Source organism: Bradyrhizobium sp. CIR18, from assembly GCF_014198295.1.
Taxonomy (GTDB): Bacteria; Pseudomonadota; Alphaproteobacteria; order Rhizobiales; family Xanthobacteraceae; genus Bradyrhizobium.
Window position 1 is genome coordinate 1 of sequence record NZ_JACIHF010000019.1, and the last position, 18,367, is coordinate 18,367.

Here is an 18,367-nt window from a genome sequence, read left to right on the forward strand (position 1 = left end):
ATCCGACCCCCTCCGTCTTCCGGGAGTCGTCTTCAGAATCCGTCTTGCCTTCCAATGCAATAGCTAGACAAAACCCATATGCGATTCCCCTGCCTGGAGGGGGAGGGTCGATCGCGCGAAGCGCGAGCGGGGTGGGGTGATCTCTCAACACGGGCGCTGTTGAATGCGGAGGGACCGTCACCCCACCTCGGTCCGCATTCCGCTACGCTGCGTGCGCACCGATCCTCTCCCTCCAGGGAGGATGGGGATCGCGGCTGGGGCTTGGGTTTCCTAGACCATGAGCCGGAAAAGTGCGAAGCGGTCTTTCGAAAAGATCACACTTAAGCAGCAAGCCAAAGTGAGATGACGATTCATCGCGCTTTAGTCCGTCATCCAGAGTTCGCGCTTTGGCGCCCCCCGGAATGACGGGGGCGACTACTTCCGCCGCGTCACGCCGTTCGTCCGCAGATACTCGTCCAGTTCAAACCCCAAATCCTCGGCACGATGGAAGTACGCCTCCGCGGCATCCGGGTCCTTCGCCATCCCTTCGCCGCGCGTCGCCATCACGCCGAGCGCTGCGGCGGCGCGGCCGACGCCGAGATCGGCGGCGCGCTTGTACCAGCGGATGGACTCACCGAGATCCTTCTCGATGCCGGGCAATTGCCCGGTGGCATGGAGCGCGCCGAGATTGGCGGAGGCGCGCGGCTGGTCGCGTTGTCCGGCCTGCTTCAGGTAGAACACTGCCTTGTCGCGGTCCCCGATGCCTTGCATCGCATAGACGAACAGCTCGAAATAGGCATCGGCGTTGCCGCGCTTCGCCGCTTCGAGATGCAATGCAAGGCTCTTGGCCACGTCCTTCGGTTGGCCGCGACCGTTGTAGGCCATCAGCCCCAGCAGGTAGCGCACGGCGCCATCGGGGTCGTCGCCTGCAAGCGCTTTCTGCGCGTAAGCATAGGCGTCGTCATATTTCCTGAACGTCCAATAGAGATTATAGGCGGTGAGATAGGCGCCGTAATCCGAGCCGAGTTCGGCCGCGCGTTTGTAGGCAGCGATCGCCGCGTCGCGATCGCGCGGCACGCCCCAGCCGTTCCAGAGGCAGCGGCCATAGTCGACCCAGGCGTTGGCGTGCCCGCCGAGCGCGACCTCATGCAGCGCCCTTGCCAGCGTGTCGCGACTCTCGACCGGCGCCTTGCCTGCCTCGATCGCCTTGAACAGGGCTACCGCGGCCAAATAGAGCTGGTCATCGCGCGACGGCGAGCGGGGTTGGGCGAGGAGCTTTGTGACGGTTTGCATGGTTCCGCTGGCATCATTTGACTTGGACGGTTGCTGCGCAACCTCGGCCACCGCCGCATCGAGCGGGACGGCATGATGCAAGACGAAGATCCCGCCAATCATCACGAGGCAGGAGCCCAGGATTTTCAGATGATTACGAATGCCGCCCTCCCGCGCGCCGGCCGGATGTTTGTCGTATCCCATCCGGTACACGAGATCGGAGCATGTGGCATCTGCCGGAGTGCTGACGCGGCGGGCGATGATGGAATATTACAGGTGTTTTGCCCGACGCTGCAAATGCGGCCTCGGGGGCCCGAAATCGCTCAATCTTTTCAACCCCATCGCTACTGTGCATGGGGTTGTTTTTCAGATTTTTGGTTTTGTAGCCAGAGCGGGGCCTATCCCGCGCCCGCGCGCTTCTTCTGCCAGACCAGATGCACCGCGCAGGTGCAGCCCGGCGGATGCGAGGCGAGATCCTTCGACGTCTCGTCGTTCGCCGCCGTTGCCGCAAAGGCCTTGTCACTGTCCTCTCGCGACGGGATGTAGTTCAGCGCCGGCGCGAGCCAGCGCTCGGCTTCCGCGACGCTCATGCCCTTGCGCGCGGCGTAGTCCTCGACCTGGTCGCGCTCGATCTTGCCGACGCCGAAATAATAGCTCTCGGGGCTGGCGAAATAGAGCCCGGACACGCTGGAGCCTGGCCACATCGCAAAGCTCTCGGTCAGCTTCACGCCGCAGGTCGCTTCCGCATCGAGCAGCTCGAACAGCGTCGCCTTCTCGGTGTGGTCGGGCTGCGCGGGATAGCCCGGCGCGGGGCGGATGCCCTGATATTTTTCGAGGATCAGCTCGTCGTTGGAGAGCGTCTCGTCCGGCGCATAGGCCCAGAACTCGCGGCGCACGCGGGCATGCATGCGCTCGGCGAAGGCCTCGGCGAGGCGGTCGGCCAGCGCCTTGCACAGGATCGAGGAGTAGTCGTCATTGGCCATTTTGAAGCGGTCGGCGACCGCATCCTCGCCGATGCCGGCCGTGACGACGAAGCCGCCGACATAGTCGGGCACGCCCGCAGGCGCGACGAAGTCGGCGAGCGCCGCGTTGAAGCGGCCCTCGCGCTTCTCGAGCTGCTGACGCAGCGTGTGCAGCGTCGCGATCTTCTTCGTGCGGCTCTCATCGGCATAGACCGCGATGTCGTCGCCTTCGGCGTTCGCCGGCCAGAAGCCGATCGTCGCGCGCGCCCGGAACCATTTTTCCTTGACGATGGTGTCGAGCATCTTGCGCGCGTCGTCATAGAGCGAGCGCGCGACCTCACCGATCTTGGCATCGTCGAGGATCGCGGGGAAGCGTCCTGCGAGCTCCCAGGTCTGGAAGAACGGCGTCCAGTCGATGCAATCGACCAGCTCGGCGAGGTCGTAGTCGTCAAAGCTACGGATGCCGAGGAAGGTCGGCTTCACCGGCTTGTTCTTGGCAAAGTCCACCGGCACGCGATTGGCGCGGGCGGCTTCCAGCTTCAGCCGCTTCTTGTCGGCCTGCGCGCGCAGATGCGCGTCCGAGATCTTGGCGTATTCGGCGCGTACCTCGGCGGCATAGGCGTCGCGCTTCTCGGGCGAGAGCAGCGAGGACGCAACGCCGACGGCGCGGCTGGCGTCGTTGACATGCACGACGGGGCCGGCGCGATAGCTCGGGTCGATCTTGACGGCGGTATGCACGCGGCTCGTGGTGGCGCCGCCGATCAGCAGCGGCAGCTTGAGGCCCTCGCGCTGCAGTTCGCCGGCGAAGAACGCCATCTCGTCGAGCGAGGGCGTGATCAGGCCGGAGAGACCGACGATGTCGGCCTTCTCCGCCTTCACCGTCTCGACGATCTTCGCCGCCGGCACCATCACGCCGAGGTCGATGACCTCGAAATTGTTGCACTGGAGCACGATGCCGACGATGTTCTTGCCGATGTCGTGGACGTCGCCCTTCACGGTCGCGAGCACGATCTTGCCCGCGGAGGAGGAGCCTTCCGTGCCGACGCCGTTGGCGAGGTTGCGCGCCTTCTCTTCTTCCATGAACGGCATCAGCCAGGCCACCGCCTGCTTCATCACGCGGGCAGATTTCACCACCTGCGGCAGGAACATCTTGCCGTCGCCGAAGAGGTCGCCGACCACGTTCATGCCGGCCATCAGCGGGCCCTCGATCACGTCGAGCGGACGCGAGGACTGCTTGCGCGCCTCTTCGGTGTCCTGCTCGATGAACTCGGTGATTCCATGCACCAGCGAATGCGACAGCCGCTTCTCCACCGGCCATTCGCGCCAGGCGAGATCGGCCTCCTTGGCCTGGGTCTTGTTGCCGCGGAATTTCTCGGCCAGCGCCAGCAGGCGCTCGGACGCGCCCGGATCGCGGTTGAGGACGACGTCCTCGCACACCTGCCGCAGCTCAGGATCGATGTCGTCATAGACGATCATCTGACCGGCATTGACGATGCCCATGTCCATGCCCGCCTTGATGGCGTGATACAGGAACACCGAGTGCATGGCCTCGCGCACCGGCTCGTTGCCGCGGAACGAGAACGACAGATTGGAGACTCCGCCCGAGATATGCGCGCCAGGCAGGTTCCGGCGGATCCAGCGCGTCGCCTCGATGAAGTCGACGCCGTAATTGTTGTGCTCCTCGATGCCGGTCGCGATCGCGAAGACGTTGGGATCGAAGATGATGTCTTCAGGCGGGAAGCCGACCTTGTTCACCAGGATGTCGTAGGCGCGCTTGCAGATCTCGGTCTTGCGCGCGAACGTATCGGCCTGGCCGACCTCGTCGAACGCCATCACGACGACAGCCGCGCCATGACGGCGGGCGATCTTGGCCTCGTGAATGAACTTCTCCTCGCCTTCCTTCATCGAGATCGAGTTGACGACCGGCTTGCCCTGCACGCACTTCAGGCCGGCCTCGATCACCGAGAACTTGGAGGAGTCTACCATCACGGGGACGCGGGCGATGTCGGGCTCGGCGGCGACGAGGTTGAGGAACGTCACCATCGCGGCTTCAGAGTCGAGCAGGCCCTCGTCCATGTTGACGTCGATAACTACCGCGCCGTTCTCGACCTGGTCGCGCGCGACCTGCAGCGCCGCCGTGTAGTCGCCAGCGGTGATCAGCTTGCGGAAACGGGCAGAGCCCGTGACGTTGGTGCGCTCGCCGACGTTCACGAACGGGATTGCGTCGGTCAGGATGAAGGGCTCGAGGCCGGAGAGCCGCAGGCGCGATGCGATCTCCGGCACGATGCGCGGCTTGTGCGGGGCGACCGCAGCGGCGATCGCCGCGATATGGTCCGGCGTGGTGCCGCAGCAGCCGCCGACGATGTTGACGAGGCCGTCGCGCGCGAACTCGCCGACGAGGCGCGCCATGTATTCCGGCGTCTCGTCATACTGGCCGAACTCGTTGGGCAGGCCGGCGTTTGGATAGGCACACACCAGCGTGTCGGCGACACGACCGATATCGGCGATATGCGCGCGCAGATCTTCTGCGCCGAGCGCGCAGTTGAAGCCGATGGTGACGGGTTTTGCGTGCCGCACCGAATGCCAGAACGCTTCCGGCATCTGGCCCGAGAGCAGGCGGCCGGATTTGTCGGTGATGGTGCCCGACACCATCACGGGCATGTCGATGCCGCGTTCTTCGGTGATCTCGGCGATCGCATAGAGCGCCGCCTTGGCGTTCAGCGTGTCGAAGATGGTCTCGACCAGCAGCAGGTCGACGCCGCCGTCGAGCATGCCACGGATCTGCTCGCCATAGGATTTGCGCAAATCGTCGAAGGTGACGGCGCGGTAGCCGGGGTTGGACACGTCGGGGGAGATCGAGGCGGTGCGGTTGGTCGGACCGATGGCGCCCGCGACGAAACGCGGCTTGCCGTCCTCCGCCTCGACGCGCCGCGCGGCATTGCCGGCGAGGCGGGCGCCTTCGCGCGCCATCTCATAGACGATGTCGGTGAGGTCGTAATCGGCCTGCGCGATCGAGGTCGTGGAGAAGGTGTTGGTGGCGACGATGTCGGCTCCCGCGCGCAAATACGCCGCGTGAATGTCCTCGATCGCCTGCGGCTGGGTCAGGATCAACAAATCGTTGTTGCCGCGCAGGTCGCGATGGAAGTCCTTGAAGCGCTCGCCGCGGAAGGCGGCCTCGTCGAACTGCAGGTTCTGAATCATCGTGCCCATGGCGCCGTCGAGCACGAGAATTCGCTCGCGCGCGGCGTTGAGCAGGGCAGTTCGCTTCGGAGAGGTGGATACGGTCATGTTGTCTTAAGCCGCCTTCTGCGCGCTCTTGGCACGGATGCCGAGCAAATGGCTGATCGCGAACACGAGATCGGCGCGGTTCATGGTGTAGAAATGGAAGGTGTCGACGCCGTGCTTGGCGAGCTTCTGCACCTGGCCGGCCGCGACGGTTGCGGCCACCAGCTTGCGGGTCTCGGCGTCGTCATCGAGGCCTTCGAATTTCGCGGCGAACCAGTCGGGCACGGTGGTGCCGGCGCGCGTGACGAAGGCTCTCGCCTGCTTGAAATTGTGCATCGGCATAATGCCCGGCACGATCGGGATGTCGATGCCGCGCGCCCGCACGCGGTCGAGATAGCGGAAATAGAGGTCGTTGTCGAAGAACACCTGGGTGATCGCGCGCGTCGCGCCGGCATCGACCTTGGCCTGCAGCGTGTCGATGTCGTCATCGAAGTCGCGCGCTTCAGGATGCTTCTCGGGATAGGCCGAGACCGACACTTCGATGTCGCCGTGCCGCTTCTTGATGCCGGCGATGAGCTCGGGGGAGCTCTGATAGCCGTCGGGATGACTGGCATAGGGCGTGCCGATGCCGCCGGCGGGATCACCGCGCAAGGCGACGATGTGGCGGACACCGACCTCGTGATAGCGGTCGACGATCTCGTCGATCTCGCCGCGCGAGGCGCCGACGCAGGTCAGGTGCGCCGCCGGCAGCAGCGCGGTCTCCTTCAGGATGCGGGCGATGGTCGAATGGGTGCGCTCGCGGGTCGAGCCGCCGGCGCCATAGGTCACCGAGACGAATTTCGGGTCGAGCGGGGCGAGCCGGTTGATGGTCTCCCAGAGATTGCGCTCCATATCTTCCGTCTTGGGCGGAAAGAACTCGAAGGAGATCGCTGGCCGCTTCAGGTGCCCGTCTTGCCCGTCGGCTCGGGCAGGAATCGTCAGATCGGTCATGGCACCACTCGCTCCAGATGTGCCGCCAGATCCTGGCGGCCGACGGTCAGGTCTAGCTTGGGAAAGCCTATGATAGGGCAAAGGCGGTTTGATCGACAGCCCATCAATGATGGGAAATGGCCCACTTCTACCAGCAATGGCGGAATTATTGAATGTCTACCGGTTTGAGTGGGATACCGGTATCCTCATAATAATTTGACCATTTCAAAGAGTTATAGAGGTTTTGATGGTTGTCTGAGGCAGATAGCGTAGGTGGGCAGAATGGAATCAATGTTGCTAGGGTTGCCTTTAGCCCACCATCTCGGTTCGGTTCGGTCCGGTGCGCGGGCTCGCGGCCTGCACACGTCAGATCTGCGCAGCCGCCCCATTGTCGCCGCGCGGCCCTCCACTAGGTTAGCGCGCCATGATCCCGCTCTCCGTCCTCGATCTCTCCGTCGTCACCACAGGCACCAAGCCCGCCGCGGCGCTGCGCAACAGCATCGACCTGGCGCGCCATGTCGATGGCCTCGGCTATGTCCGGTACTGGCTCGCCGAGCACCACAACCTCGCCTCGGTCGCGAGCCCAGCGCCCGACGTCATGATCGGCCAGATCGCGGCGGTGACGAAGCATATCCGCGTCGGCTCCGGCGGGGTGATGCTGCCCAACCACGCGCCGCTGGTGGTGGCCGAGCGCTTCAAGATGCTGGAGGCGCTGTTTCCCGGCCGCATCGACCTCGGCCTTGGCCGGGCGCCCGGCACCGACGGAGCGACCGCTTATGCGCTCCGCAGCCGACTTGATCGCCGCGAGGGCGACGATTTCCTGGAGCGGCTGCACGAACTGATTCTGTGGGAGACCCGCGAATTTCCCGCAGGGCATCCCTACAACAACGTCGTCGCCATGCCCGACGACACCAAACTGCCGCCGGTCTGGCTGCTCGGCTCCAGCGATTATTCCTCGGAGCTCGCCGCACAGGTCGGCATGGGCTTCGCCTTCGCGCATCATTTTGCGTCCCACGATGCGGTCGATGCGATGGTGCATTATCGCAACCGCTTCCAGCCCTCGGCCTGGCGTGCGACGCCCCACGCGATCCTCGCGATCGCCGTCATCGCCGCCGATACCGACGAGGAGGCCGAACGGCTCGCCAGCTCGTTCGAGCTCAACCGGCTGCGCCGCGACCGCGGTCAATATCTGCCGCTGCCGAGCGTCGAGGAGGCGGTGGCCTATCCTTACTCCGACTCCGAGCGCACCTCGATCCTGCGCAATCGCTCCCGCCTGTTCGTCGGCAGCCCCGCGACGGTGCAGAAGAAACTGCAGCCACTGATCGACGCGAGCAAGCCGGACGAGTTGATGGTGATCACGGCGGTGTACGATCACGAGGCGCGGAAGAAGTCGTATTCACTGCTCGCGGAGGCGTTCGGGTTGGTGAAGCCGGCGGCCGTATAGGAGCTGCCGTGTGCCCCGGACGCAGCGCAACGCTCTTTTCAGCGATGCGCTGCAGAGCCGGGGCCTATCGCAGCCCCGGGTCGCGTGGCTGGGTCCCGGCCCGCGCTTTGCGCGTCCGGGACACGAGATCAATCCTGCTGCGCCTCGTTGAACGTGGCGCGGAAGGGGTGGCCGGGATACACACCGACGATGCGGAATTCGCGCGAGAAGAATTTCAGCTCCTCGATCGCGAAGGCGAGGCCCTTGTCATCGGGGTGGCCGTCGACGTCGGCGTAGAACTGCGTGGCGAAGAAATTGCCGTCGACCATGTAGCTCTCGAGCTTGGTCATGTTGACGCCGTTGGTGGCAAAGCCGCCGAGCGCCTTGTAGAGCGCGGCCGGCAAATTGCGCACCCGGAACACAAAAGTCGTGACCAGCGGGCCGGAGCCTTGCGCGGCCCATTTCGGCTCGCGCGCCAGCACCACGAAACGCGTGGTGTTGTGCGCCTCGTCCTCGATGTCCTCGGCGAGGATGTCGAGGCCGTAGATCTTGGCGGCGAGGCGGGAGGCGATCGCGGCGACCGTCTTGTCCTTGCGCTCGGAGATGTCACGAGCACTGCCGGCGGTGTCGGCATGCACGATGGGCTTGATGCCGAGCTTGCGGATGATGCGCCGGCACTGGCCGAGCGCATGCACATGGCTCTCGACGCTCTTGATGTCGTCGAGCTTGGTGCCCTTCACCGCCATCAACTGATGCCGGACGGGCAAAAACCATTCACCGACGATGAAGAGGCCGGAGGCCGGCAAGAGATGATGGATGTCGGCGACGCGGCCGGCGACCGAATTCTCGATCGGGATCATGCCGAGATCGGCCTCGCCGGAGGAGATCGCCGACAGCGCGTCTTCGAAGGTGGCGCAGGGCATCGGCTCGGCGTCGGGATAGGCCTCGACGATGGCGATGTGGGAATTGGCCCCGGGCTCGCCCTGGAATGCGATCTTCATCTTGCTCATGTCTTAAAAATGCTCCTGGGTCGGCCTTGTAACAGCGGCTCAGGATTTGGAAAGGATGCTGCGGGCGGTTTCCAGGTCCGCAGGCGTGTCGACCCCGCGGGGTACGGTGTCGACGATGGTGAAGTCGATGCGCATTCCCGCCTCGAGCGCCCGGAGCTGTTCGAGCTTCTCCTGCAATTCCAGCGGCGAGGGTGGCAGCGAAACGTAACGCTCCAGCGCCGCGCGGCGATAGGCGTAGAGGCCGATATGGTGGTAACGCGGTCCGTCGCCGGTCGGCGCGGTCGCGCGAGTGAAATAAAGTGCACGCATGCGCCTGCCGCCGAGCGAGGTTCCGATCGCCTTCACGACGCTCGGGGCGAGGTCCTCCTCCTCGGTGTGGATCTGCGAGGCCAGTGTCGCGATGTCCACGGCCGGGTCTTGCAGGGGCGGCAGCACCTCGCGGATGTTGCCGATCGTGATCGTCGGGAAATCCCCCTGCAGATTGACCACGATCTCCGCCTTGCCGTCCGGATCGAGCTTCTGCATGGCCTCGTGGATACGGTCGGAGCCGGAGGGGTGTGTCGGGCTGGTCATCACGGCCTCGCCGCCATGGGCCGTCACGACCGCAGCGATCTCGGGCGTGTCGGTCGCGACTGCGACCCGGCCTATACTTGCGGCCTCGGCGCGGCGCAGCACATGCACGATCATCGGCAATCCCGCGATGTCGGCGAGTGGCTTGCCGGGCAGGCGGGTGGCGGCCATGCGGGCCGGGATCAGCACCAGGATGCGAGGATCGATCATTGGGTCTAGAGATCTGAGGTCAAGAGCCTGAAAACGGGGCGTTTTCCGCGCCGAGAAATGGAGCGGGGACGGCCGAAAGCCGGGTCGCTTATACGGGTTGCCAGACCCCGGGCAAACCGATATCTCAATGGCAAAACTCGGGGAAACGATAAGGAACGTTTGATTCTCCCGAGGCTCGTCCTGGCGGCCGCCCGGCCGCTCGATCCTTCTTGCGGTGTGGGGCCTGGCCGGAAATGGACTCTTTCGAACTCAATAAAATCATGGGTGCCGTGCTTGGTACCTGTCTCTTTCTCTTGGTGACCAGCTTTACCGCCCAGGCTCTTTTCTCGCCCAAGATGCCGGAAAAGCCCGGTTTCGAGATCGCCGTGAAGGAAGATGCCGGCCACGGCAAGGAAGGCGGCGCTGCCGCCGCGGCCTCCGAGCCGATCGAAAAGCTGCTCCAGACCGCCTCCGTCGAAAAGGGCGCAGCGGCCGCCAAGAAGTGCGGCGCCTGCCACACTTTCGAGAAGGGTGGCCCGAATCGCGTCGGTCCGAACCTCTATGGCGTCGTCGGCGAGAAGAGGGGTGAGGGCCGTGGCGGCTTCAATTTCTCCGCTGCCATGAAGGGCAAGGGCGGGACCTGGACGTTCGACGACCTGAACAAGTTCATCGCCAATCCGAAGGGCTTCATCCCGGGCACTGCGATGGGCTTCGCCGGTATTGCCAAGGATTCCGAGCGCGCCGATGTCATTGCCTATCTGAATTCGCTGTCGGAGCATCCTCAGCCGCTGCCGACCGCGTCGAAGTAAGGCCTCAAGAACCCGATCTTGGAATGAGCGGCCAGGCTGAAAAGCCTGGCCGTTTCCTTATCCGGCCTCGCGGTGAGTTTTTCGGGGCGTTTGGCCGCATCCGACGGGCCGTCCGGCCTTCCAAGATGAGGAAAAAGCAACATATTCGGTCGAAACCTCGCCTATATTGGGAACTTAAAGGAGTAGCCTCCTTCAAGACAGGAATGTTGATTTGGCCATTACCCGACGTGATCTCCTGCTCACCGGCACTGCGGCCGCAGCGCTCCCCGCCCTCGGTTCCGTAGCGGGCCTTTCCGTCGTCGGCAGTGCCGAGGCGCAATCGGCGAATGAGCTTCCTTGGCGCCATGCCTTGTCGCTGTTCGGAAAGGTCAAGTACCCCGCAGATTTCAAGCGCTTCGACTACGTCAATCCGGAAGCGCCCAAGGGCGGCGTCGCGCGCCAGATCGCCGTCGGCACCTTTGACAACCTCAACATCGTGGTATCGGGTGTGAAGGGCCAGGTCGCCGGCGCCGTCGCTTTCATCTATGAATCGCTCCTCACGCAGTCGCTCGACGAGGTCTCGACCGAGTACGGTGCGCTGGCCGAAGCCGTCAGCCACCCCGACGATTTCTCCTTCGTCACCTACCGCTTGCGGCCCCAGGCCAAATGGCACGACGGCAAGCCGGTCACCGCCGATGACGTGATCTTCTCGCTCGAGTCCTTCAAGAAGCACCATCCGATGTACTCGGCCTATTACAGCCATGTGGTGAAGGCCGAGAAGGTCAGCGAGCGCGAGGTGAAGTTCGTGTTCGACGCGCCGGGAAATCGCGAGCTGCCGCAGATCGTCGGGCAGCTCATCGTCCTGCCGAAGCATTGGTGGGAGGGGACTGACGCGCAGGGGCGCAAGCGGGACGTGTCCGCCACCACGCTCGAGGTGCCGCTCGGCTCCGGTCCCTACAAGATCAAGGATTTCGTCGCCGGACGGTCGATCGCTATGGAGCGCGTCAAGGATTATTGGGGCCGCGATTTGCCAGCCAATGTCGGCCGCAACAATTTCGACGAGCTGCGCTACGAATATTTCCGCGATGCTACCGTCGCGATCGAGGCCTTCAAGGCCGACCAGGTCGACTGGCGTACCGAGAACAGTGCGAAGAACTGGGCGACCGCCTACGACTTCCCGGCCGTGAGTGAGAAGCGCGTGATCCTCGAGGAATTCGCCAATCGCAGCTCAGGTGTGATGCAGGCTTTCGTGCCGAACCTGCGCCGCGGCAAGTTCAGCGATCCCCGCGTGCGGCGTGCACTTAACTACGCGTTCGACTTCGAGGAGATGAACAAGCAGATCTTCTACGGCCAGTACAAGCGCATCAGCAGCTATTTCGACGGCATCGACGAGCTCATGGCAACCGGCTTGCCGCAGGGCAAGGAGCTCGAGATCCTCGAGACCGTCCGCACCCAGGTGCCGCCCGAAGTCTTCACCACGGCCTACACCAATCCGGTCGGCGGCAGTCCGGAAGCCGTGCGCGACAATCTGCGCGAGGCGCTGCGCCTGTTCAAGGAGGCCGGCTACGAGGTGCGCGACCGCAAGCTGACCGACGTCAAGACCGGCGCGCAGTTCACGCTCGAACTGCTGAACTCGGATCCGAGCTTCGAGCGGATCACGCTGTTCTACAAGCCGTCCCTGGAGCGGCTCGGCATTGCCGTCAACGTGCGGACGGTCGACCCGACCCAGTACGAGAACAGGACGCGCGAGTGGGATTTCGACATCGTCACAAACTCGTGGGGCGAGTCGCAGTCGCCAGGCAACGAGCAGCGCGAGTTCTGGTCGACCAAGACGGCTGACATCGCCGGCTCGCGCAACATTGCGGGCATCAAGAATCCCGCAATCGACAAGCTGATCGAGCGGGTCATCTACGCTACCGATCGCGACGATCTCGTCGCGGCCACCAAGGCACTCGACCGCGTGCTGCTGTGGAATCATTACGTCGTGCCGCAATGGACTTATAACAAGGTGCGTACGGCACGCTGGGATCGCTTCGGCCGGCCGACGGAAATGCCCAAATACGGCCAATCCGGCTTCCCGTTCATCTGGTGGTACGACGCAGAGAAGGCGGCGCGGATCGCAAAGAAGTCGTGAAGGACATTCCCCGCATGACGCAGATGTCACGCCGCCACGTGCTGGCCCTCGGTGTCGGCGGCACCCTCGGGATGTCGCTGGGCGCGCAGCCGTGGCGCGGAGCGCATGCATCGGAAGCGGGGATCGAGGCTCACGGTATCTCGGCGTTCGGCGATCTCAAATATCCCGCCGACTTCCACCATTTCGACTACGTCAACGTCGATGCGCCGAAGGGCGGGACGTTCTCGCTCATTCCGTCGGTGCGCGCCTACAACCAATCCTACCAGACCTTCAACTCGCTCAACGCCTTCATCCTGAAGGGCGACGGCGCGCAAGGCATGGACATGACCTTCGCGCCGCTGATGGTGCGTGCGAACGACGAGCCTGATGCGATGTACGGGCTTGCCGCCAAATCCGTGCAGATATCGCCGGACAAGCTGGTCTACCGCTTCACGATGCGGCCGGAGGCGAAATTCCACGACGGCACCAAGCTCACCGCGCATGATGCGGCGTTTTCGCTGATGACGCTGAAGACCAAGGGACATCCCCTGATCCTCGTGCAGCTGCGCGACATGGTCAGCGCGGAGGCGGTCGACGATGCAACGCTCGTCGTCACCTTTGCCAAGGGCCGGGCGCGCGACGTGCCGCTCTATGCCGCCAGCCTGCCGATCTTCTCGAAGGCGTACTACGCGTCTCGCCCGTTCGATGAATCGTCGCTGGAGACCCCGCTGGGCTCCGGTCCGTACAAGGTCGGCAAGTTCGAGGTCAATCGCTATATCGAGTATGAGCGGGTGAAGGACTGGTGGGCTTCCGATCTGCCGCCCTGCCGCGGTGCCTATAATTTCGATGTCGTGCGCTATGAGTTCTATCGCGACCGCGACGTCGCTTTCGAAGGGTTTACCGGCAAGAACTATCTGTACCGCGAAGAGTTCACCTCACGCATCTGGGCGACGCGATACGACTTCGCGGCGGTGAAGGATGGCCGCGTCAAGCTCGAGATCGTGCCCGACGACACGCCGTCCGGCGCGCAGGGCTGGTTCATCAACACCCGGCGCGAGAAATTCAGGGATCCCCGCGTACGTGAGGCCCTGATCGACGCTTTCGACTTCGAATGGACCAACAAGACCATCATGTACGGCGCCTATGCCCGTACGGTGTCCCCGTTCCAGAACTCCGATCTCATGGCTAGCAATGGCCCTCCGTCGCCGGAAGAGCTGAAGCTGCTCGAGCCATTCCGCGGTCAGGTTCCCGACGAGGTGTTCGCTGCGTCCTTCGCGCCGCCGGTTTCCGACGGATCGGGGCAGGATCGAGCTCTCTTGCGCAAGTCGCAGCAGCTGCTCAACGAAGCCGGCTTTCCGATCAAGGACGGCAAGCGAATGCTGCCGAGCGGAGAGGTGTTCAAGATTGAATTCCTGGCGGAGGAGCCCTCGCTCCAGCCGCATCACGCGCCGTATATCAAGAACTTGGGGACGCTCGGCATCGAGGCGAGCCTCCGCCTCGTTGATGCCGTGCAATATCGCTCGCGCGTGGAGGATTTCGACTTTGACATGACGATCCAGCGTTTCAGCATGTCGGCGACGCCGGGCGATGCCATGCGCGCGTTCTTCTCGTCGCAGGTCGCGAACACCAAGGGCTCGTACAATCTCGCGGGCGTCGCCAGTCCGGCCATCGACGCCATGATCGAGAAGATCATGGCGGCCGACAGCCGCGAGGAATTGACCATCGCCTGCCGCGCCTTCGATCGCCTGTTCCGCACTGGCCGCTATTGGGTGCCGCAATGGTACAACAAGACGCACCGGCTGGCTTATTGGGATCAATTCGGTCACCCGCAAAAGCTGCCGCGTTATGCCAATGGCGTCGGCGCGCCCGACATCTGGTGGCATGAACCCGCCAAGGCGGCCAAGCTCGAGCAGGCGAAGTAGCCATGAGTGCCTATATCGCCCGCCGCATCCTCCTGATGATTCCGACGCTGCTCGGAATCCTCTTCGTGTCCTTCGTTGTCGTGCAGTTCGCGCCGGGCGGCCCGGTCGAACGCGTGATCGCCCAGCTCTCCGGGGCCGACACCGGCGGCACTTCGCGGATTTCGGGCGGCAGCGACTTTGCGCAGCGCGCGCCCGGGCAAGTCGGGGCCGGTGGCGACGCCATCAACTCGAAATATCGCGGCGCGCAGGGCCTTGATCCTGACTTCATCAAGAAGCTCGAGGTGCAGTTCGGCTTCGACAAGCCGGCACCGGAACGCTTCGCCCTGATGGTCTGGAATTTCGCCCGCTTCGATTTCGGCAAGAGCTATTTCCGCGACGTCAGCGTTCTGCAACTCATCAAGGAGAAGCTGCCGGTTTCGATCTCGCTCGGCCTGTGGCTGACGCTGATCACCTATCTGATCTCGATTCCACTCGGCATCCGCAAGGCGGTGAAGGACGGCACGCGCTTCGACACCTGGACATCGACCGTTCTCGTGCTGGGCTATGCCATTCCCGGCTTTCTGTTCGCAATCCTCCTCATCATCCTGTTTGCTGGCGGTTCCTTTTTCAACTGGTTCCCGCTGCGCGGACTGACCTCCGACGGCTGGTCGCAGTTTCCCTGGTACTGGAAGATCGTCGATTATTTCTGGCATCTGACGCTGCCGTTGATCGCCATGGGGTTAGGTGCCTTCACCACCATGACGTTCCTGACCAAGAACTCGTTCCTGGACGAGATCCGCAAGCAATACGTCATGACTGCGCGCGCCAAGGGCTGCGGCGAGGGCCGGGTGCTTTACGGCCATGTCTTCCGCAATGCGATGCTGATCGTGATCGCGGGCTTCCCCGGGACCTTCATCCACGCGTTCTTTTCGGGCTCGCTTCTGATCGAGACCATCTTCTCGCTCGACGGGCTGGGGCTGCTCAGCTTCGAGAGCGTGCTCAATCGCGACTATCCCGTGGTGTTCGGCACGCTCTACATCTTTTCGCTGGTCGGCCTCGTGATCAATTTGATCTCCGACCTCACCTATATGTGGATCGACCCACGGATCGATTTCGAGGCGCGGGAGGTCTGATGACGGTTACCGCGCCGACGCCGATCGAGACCACGACCCAGTCCCCGCTGGGCGAGGTCGTCCCGATCACGCGCAAGCCCTTCGCGCCTTCACCGCTCAACAGGCGGCGGTGGCAGAACTTCAAGGCGAACCGCCGCGGCTACTGGTCCTTCTGGATATTCATCGCCCTGTTCGTGGTCTCGCTGTTCGCGGAGTTGATCGCCAACGATCGGCCTTTCCTGATCAAGTTCGACGGCCGGCTCTATTGGCCCGCGTTCGTGACCTATTCGGAAACCACCTTCGGCGGCGACTTCGAAACCGCGGCCGACTATCGCGATCCCTATTTGCAGAAGCTGATCAAGGACAAGGGCGGCAGCATCGTCTGGCCCCTGATCCGTTATTCTTACGACACCCACAATCTGGACCTGCCGACGCCTGCGCCGTCACCGCCGACATGGATGCTGACGGAAGCGCAATGCAAGCCGGTGGTGGAGAAGAAGGGGCTGAAGAGTTGCCGCGACCTCGAATATAACTGGCTCGGGACGGACGATCAGGGGCGCGACGTGGTCGCGCGGCTGATCTATGGCTTCCGCATCTCGGTGCTGTTCGGCCTTTGCCTCACGATCGTCTCGTCAGTTATCGGCATCGCGGCGGGTGCGGTGCAGGGATATTTCGGTGGCCGGGTCGATCTCATCTTCCAGCGCTTTATCGAGATCTGGACGGCGATTCCCTCGCTCTATCTTCTGCTGATCCTGTCGTCGGTGCTCGTGCCCGGCTTCTTCGTGCTGCTTGGCATCCTCCTGCTATTCTCCTGGGTCTCGCTGGTGGGTCTGGTGCGGGCCGAGTTCCTGCGCGGGCGCAACTTCGAATACATCCAGGCGGCGCGGGCGCTCGGCGTCTCCAATCCCGTCATCATGTTCCGCCACCTGCTGCCGAACGCGATGGTCGCGACCATGACGTTTCTGCCCTTCATCGTGTCGAGCTCGGTGATGACGCTGACGGCGCTGGACTTCCTTGGCTTCGGCCTGCCGCCGGGATCGCCTTCGCTCGGCGAATTGCTGTCGCAGGCCAAGGCCAATGTGCAGGCCCCCTGGCTCGGCTTCTCCGGCTTCTTCTCGGTCGCGAGCATGCTGTCGCTCCTGATCTTCATCGGCGAAGCGGTGCGCGACGCCTTCGATCCGCGCAAGACGTTCAGGTAAGGCCATGGATGCCATCAACCAGCCCCTGCTCAGCGTGCGCGACCTGTCGGTGGCTTTCCACCAGGGCGGCACCACCACGCTCGCGGTCGACGAGGTCTCGTTCCAGATCAAGCGCGGCGAATGCCTGGCTTTGGTCGGCGAATCCGGCTCCGGCAAATCCGTCAGCGCGCTCTCGATTCTCAAGCTGTTGCCCTATCCGAACGCCTCGCACCCCTCGGGCAGCATCCGCTTCAAGGGGCAGGAGCTGATCGATCGATCCGAGCAGGAGATGCGGGAGATCCGCGGCAGCGACATCTCCATCATTTTCCAGGAGCCGATGACCTCGCTCAATCCGCTGCACACGATCGAGGCGCAGATCGGCGAGATCATCCAGCTGCACAATCCGACCAGCAATGCGGAGGCGCGCCGGCGGACGCTGGAATTGCTGACGCAGGTCGGTATTCCCGAGCCGGAGACGCGACTGAAGAGCTATCCGCATCAGCTCTCCGGCGGTCAGCGCCAGCGTGTGATGATCGCGATGGCGCTCGCCAACGAGCCGGATCTGTTGATCGCGGACGAGCCGACGACCGCGCTCGACGTCACCGTGCAGGCGCAGATCCTGGCGCTGCTGGCCGAGATCCGCTCGCGGCTCGGCATGAGCCTGCTCTTCATCACCCACGATCTCGGCATCGTGCGCCGCATCGCCGACACCGTCTGTGTCATGAAGAGCGGCGAGATCGTCGAGCAGGGGCCGGTCGAGCAGGTCTTCAAGAGCCCGAAACATCCCTACACGCGCGACCTGCTCGCGGCGGAACCGAAGCCCGATCCGGCGCCGCCGCAGCCGGGTGCGCCGGTGGTGATGTCCGCCAACGAGTTGAAGGTCTGGTTTCCGATCAAGCGCGGCCTGATGCGCAAGACCGTCGGCCACATCAAGGCGGTCGACGGCGTCAGCATCGCCGTGCGCAAGGGCGAGACGCTCGGTGTGGTCGGCGAGTCAGGCTCGGGCAAGACCACGCTGGGGCTGGCCCTGCTGCGCCTGATCTCCTCGAACGGACGCATCGTGTTCCTGGGCAAGGACATCCAGGGCCTGCGCTTCAAGAAGATGCGGCCGTTCCGGCGCGACATGCAGATCGTGTTCCAGGACCCGTTCGGCTCGCTCAGCCCGCGCATGTCGGTCGCCGACATCATCGCCGAAGGTCTCTCCGTGCATCAGCCGGGGCTGTCGCGCGAGGAACGCGAGGCGCGCGTCGTCAAGGCGCTGGAAGACGTCGGGCTGAAGCCCGATACCCGCTACCGCTATCCCCACGAATTCTCCGGCGGCCAGCGCCAGCGCATCAGCATCGCGCGGGCCGTGGTGCTGGAGCCGGACTTCGTCGTGCTCGACGAGCCGACCAGCGCGCTCGACATGCTGTTCCAGGCACAGATGGTCGATCTGTTGCGTGAGCTCCAGCGCAAGCGCGAACTCACCTACATGTTCATCTCGCACGATCTGCGCGTCGTCGCCTCGCTTGCGAGCCACCTGATCGTGATGCGCGGCGGCAAGGTCGTCGAAGAGGGACAGGCCGCCGAGCTATTCAAGAATCCGAAGACCGATTACACACGCGCGCTGTTCGCGGCGGCGTTCCGGCTCGAGACAGCGGGCAACGGGTCGGTGGCGACGTAGCCCGTCATCCCAG

At 63.8% G+C, this 18,367-nt stretch carries 12 protein-coding genes; 7 read left to right on the forward strand and 5 right to left on the reverse strand.

Features of this window, described 5'->3' with window-relative positions; genetic code table 11:
* Nucleotides 1–414 precede the first annotated feature (414 nt).
* The 3 genes from GGD65_RS35220 to metF all read right to left on the reverse strand — a co-directional run bounded on the left by GGD65_RS35220 (nucleotide 415) and on the right by metF (nucleotide 6,428).
* Nucleotides 415–1,455, reverse strand: coding sequence for a tetratricopeptide repeat protein (locus GGD65_RS35220; RefSeq protein ID WP_183238215.1), 1,041 nt, complete (start codon nucleotides 1,453–1,455; stop codon nucleotides 415–417).
* A gap of 194 nt (nucleotides 1,456–1,649) precedes the next feature.
* A complete protein-coding gene (metH, locus tag GGD65_RS35225) occupies nucleotides 1,650–5,501 on the reverse strand; it encodes a methionine synthase (RefSeq protein ID WP_183238216.1) in 3,852 nt (1,283 codons plus the stop codon).
* Between the two features lie 6 nt (nucleotides 5,502–5,507).
* Nucleotides 5,508–6,428 (reverse strand): methylenetetrahydrofolate reductase [NAD(P)H], encoded by a 921-nt coding sequence (gene metF / locus GGD65_RS35230; protein WP_183238217.1) that lies wholly within the window; start codon nucleotides 6,426–6,428, stop codon nucleotides 5,508–5,510.
* A gap of 403 nt (nucleotides 6,429–6,831) precedes the next feature.
* Here metF and GGD65_RS35235 point away from each other — a divergent pair, with 403 nt between their 5' ends.
* Complete coding sequence (locus GGD65_RS35235; protein WP_183238218.1) at nucleotides 6,832–7,851, forward strand: LLM class flavin-dependent oxidoreductase; 1,020 nt, start codon at nucleotides 6,832–6,834, stop codon at nucleotides 7,849–7,851.
* A gap of 128 nt (nucleotides 7,852–7,979) precedes the next feature.
* Here GGD65_RS35235 and GGD65_RS35240 read toward each other — a convergent pair whose 3' ends face one another.
* Nucleotides 7,980–8,840: a prephenate dehydratase gene (locus GGD65_RS35240; protein WP_018318803.1), complete on the reverse strand. Its 861-nt coding sequence runs from the start codon at nucleotides 8,838–8,840 to the stop codon at nucleotides 7,980–7,982.
* 39 nt (nucleotides 8,841–8,879) lie between these two features.
* A complete protein-coding gene (locus tag GGD65_RS35245; protein WP_179738050.1) occupies nucleotides 8,880–9,620 on the reverse strand; it encodes a 3-deoxy-manno-octulosonate cytidylyltransferase in 741 nt (246 codons plus the stop codon).
* Between the two features lie 233 nt (nucleotides 9,621–9,853).
* Here GGD65_RS35245 and GGD65_RS35250 point away from each other — a divergent pair, with 233 nt between their 5' ends.
* The 6 genes from GGD65_RS35250 to GGD65_RS35275 all read left to right on the forward strand — a co-directional run bounded on the left by GGD65_RS35250 (nucleotide 9,854) and on the right by GGD65_RS35275 (nucleotide 18,354).
* The gene (locus GGD65_RS35250) at nucleotides 9,854–10,408 is read left to right on the forward strand and encodes a cytochrome c family protein (protein WP_092254355.1); all 555 of its coding nucleotides are present in this window, start codon (nucleotides 9,854–9,856) and stop codon (nucleotides 10,406–10,408) included.
* 211 nt (nucleotides 10,409–10,619) lie between these two features.
* The gene (locus GGD65_RS35255; protein WP_092254357.1) at nucleotides 10,620–12,521 is read left to right on the forward strand and encodes an extracellular solute-binding protein; all 1,902 of its coding nucleotides are present in this window, start codon (nucleotides 10,620–10,622) and stop codon (nucleotides 12,519–12,521) included.
* Between the two features lie 14 nt (nucleotides 12,522–12,535).
* The gene (locus tag GGD65_RS35260; RefSeq protein ID WP_183238219.1) at nucleotides 12,536–14,422 is read left to right on the forward strand and encodes an extracellular solute-binding protein; all 1,887 of its coding nucleotides are present in this window, start codon (nucleotides 12,536–12,538) and stop codon (nucleotides 14,420–14,422) included.
* Nucleotides 14,423–14,424: 2 nt separating this feature from the next.
* Nucleotides 14,425–15,534: a microcin C ABC transporter permease YejB gene (locus GGD65_RS35265; RefSeq protein WP_018318799.1), complete on the forward strand. Its 1,110-nt coding sequence runs from the start codon at nucleotides 14,425–14,427 to the stop codon at nucleotides 15,532–15,534.
* Nucleotides 15,534–16,712, forward strand: a complete 1,179-nt coding sequence (locus tag GGD65_RS35270; RefSeq protein WP_026202073.1) for an ABC transporter permease — start codon at nucleotides 15,534–15,536, stop codon at nucleotides 16,710–16,712. Before GGD65_RS35265 ends, GGD65_RS35270 begins: the two co-directional genes overlap by 1 nt.
* Nucleotides 16,713–16,716: 4 nt before the next feature.
* Nucleotides 16,717–18,354 (forward strand): ABC transporter ATP-binding protein, encoded by a 1,638-nt coding sequence (locus GGD65_RS35275; protein ID WP_183238220.1) that lies wholly within the window; start codon nucleotides 16,717–16,719, stop codon nucleotides 18,352–18,354.
* The last annotated feature ends 13 nt before the right edge of the window (nucleotides 18,355–18,367 follow it).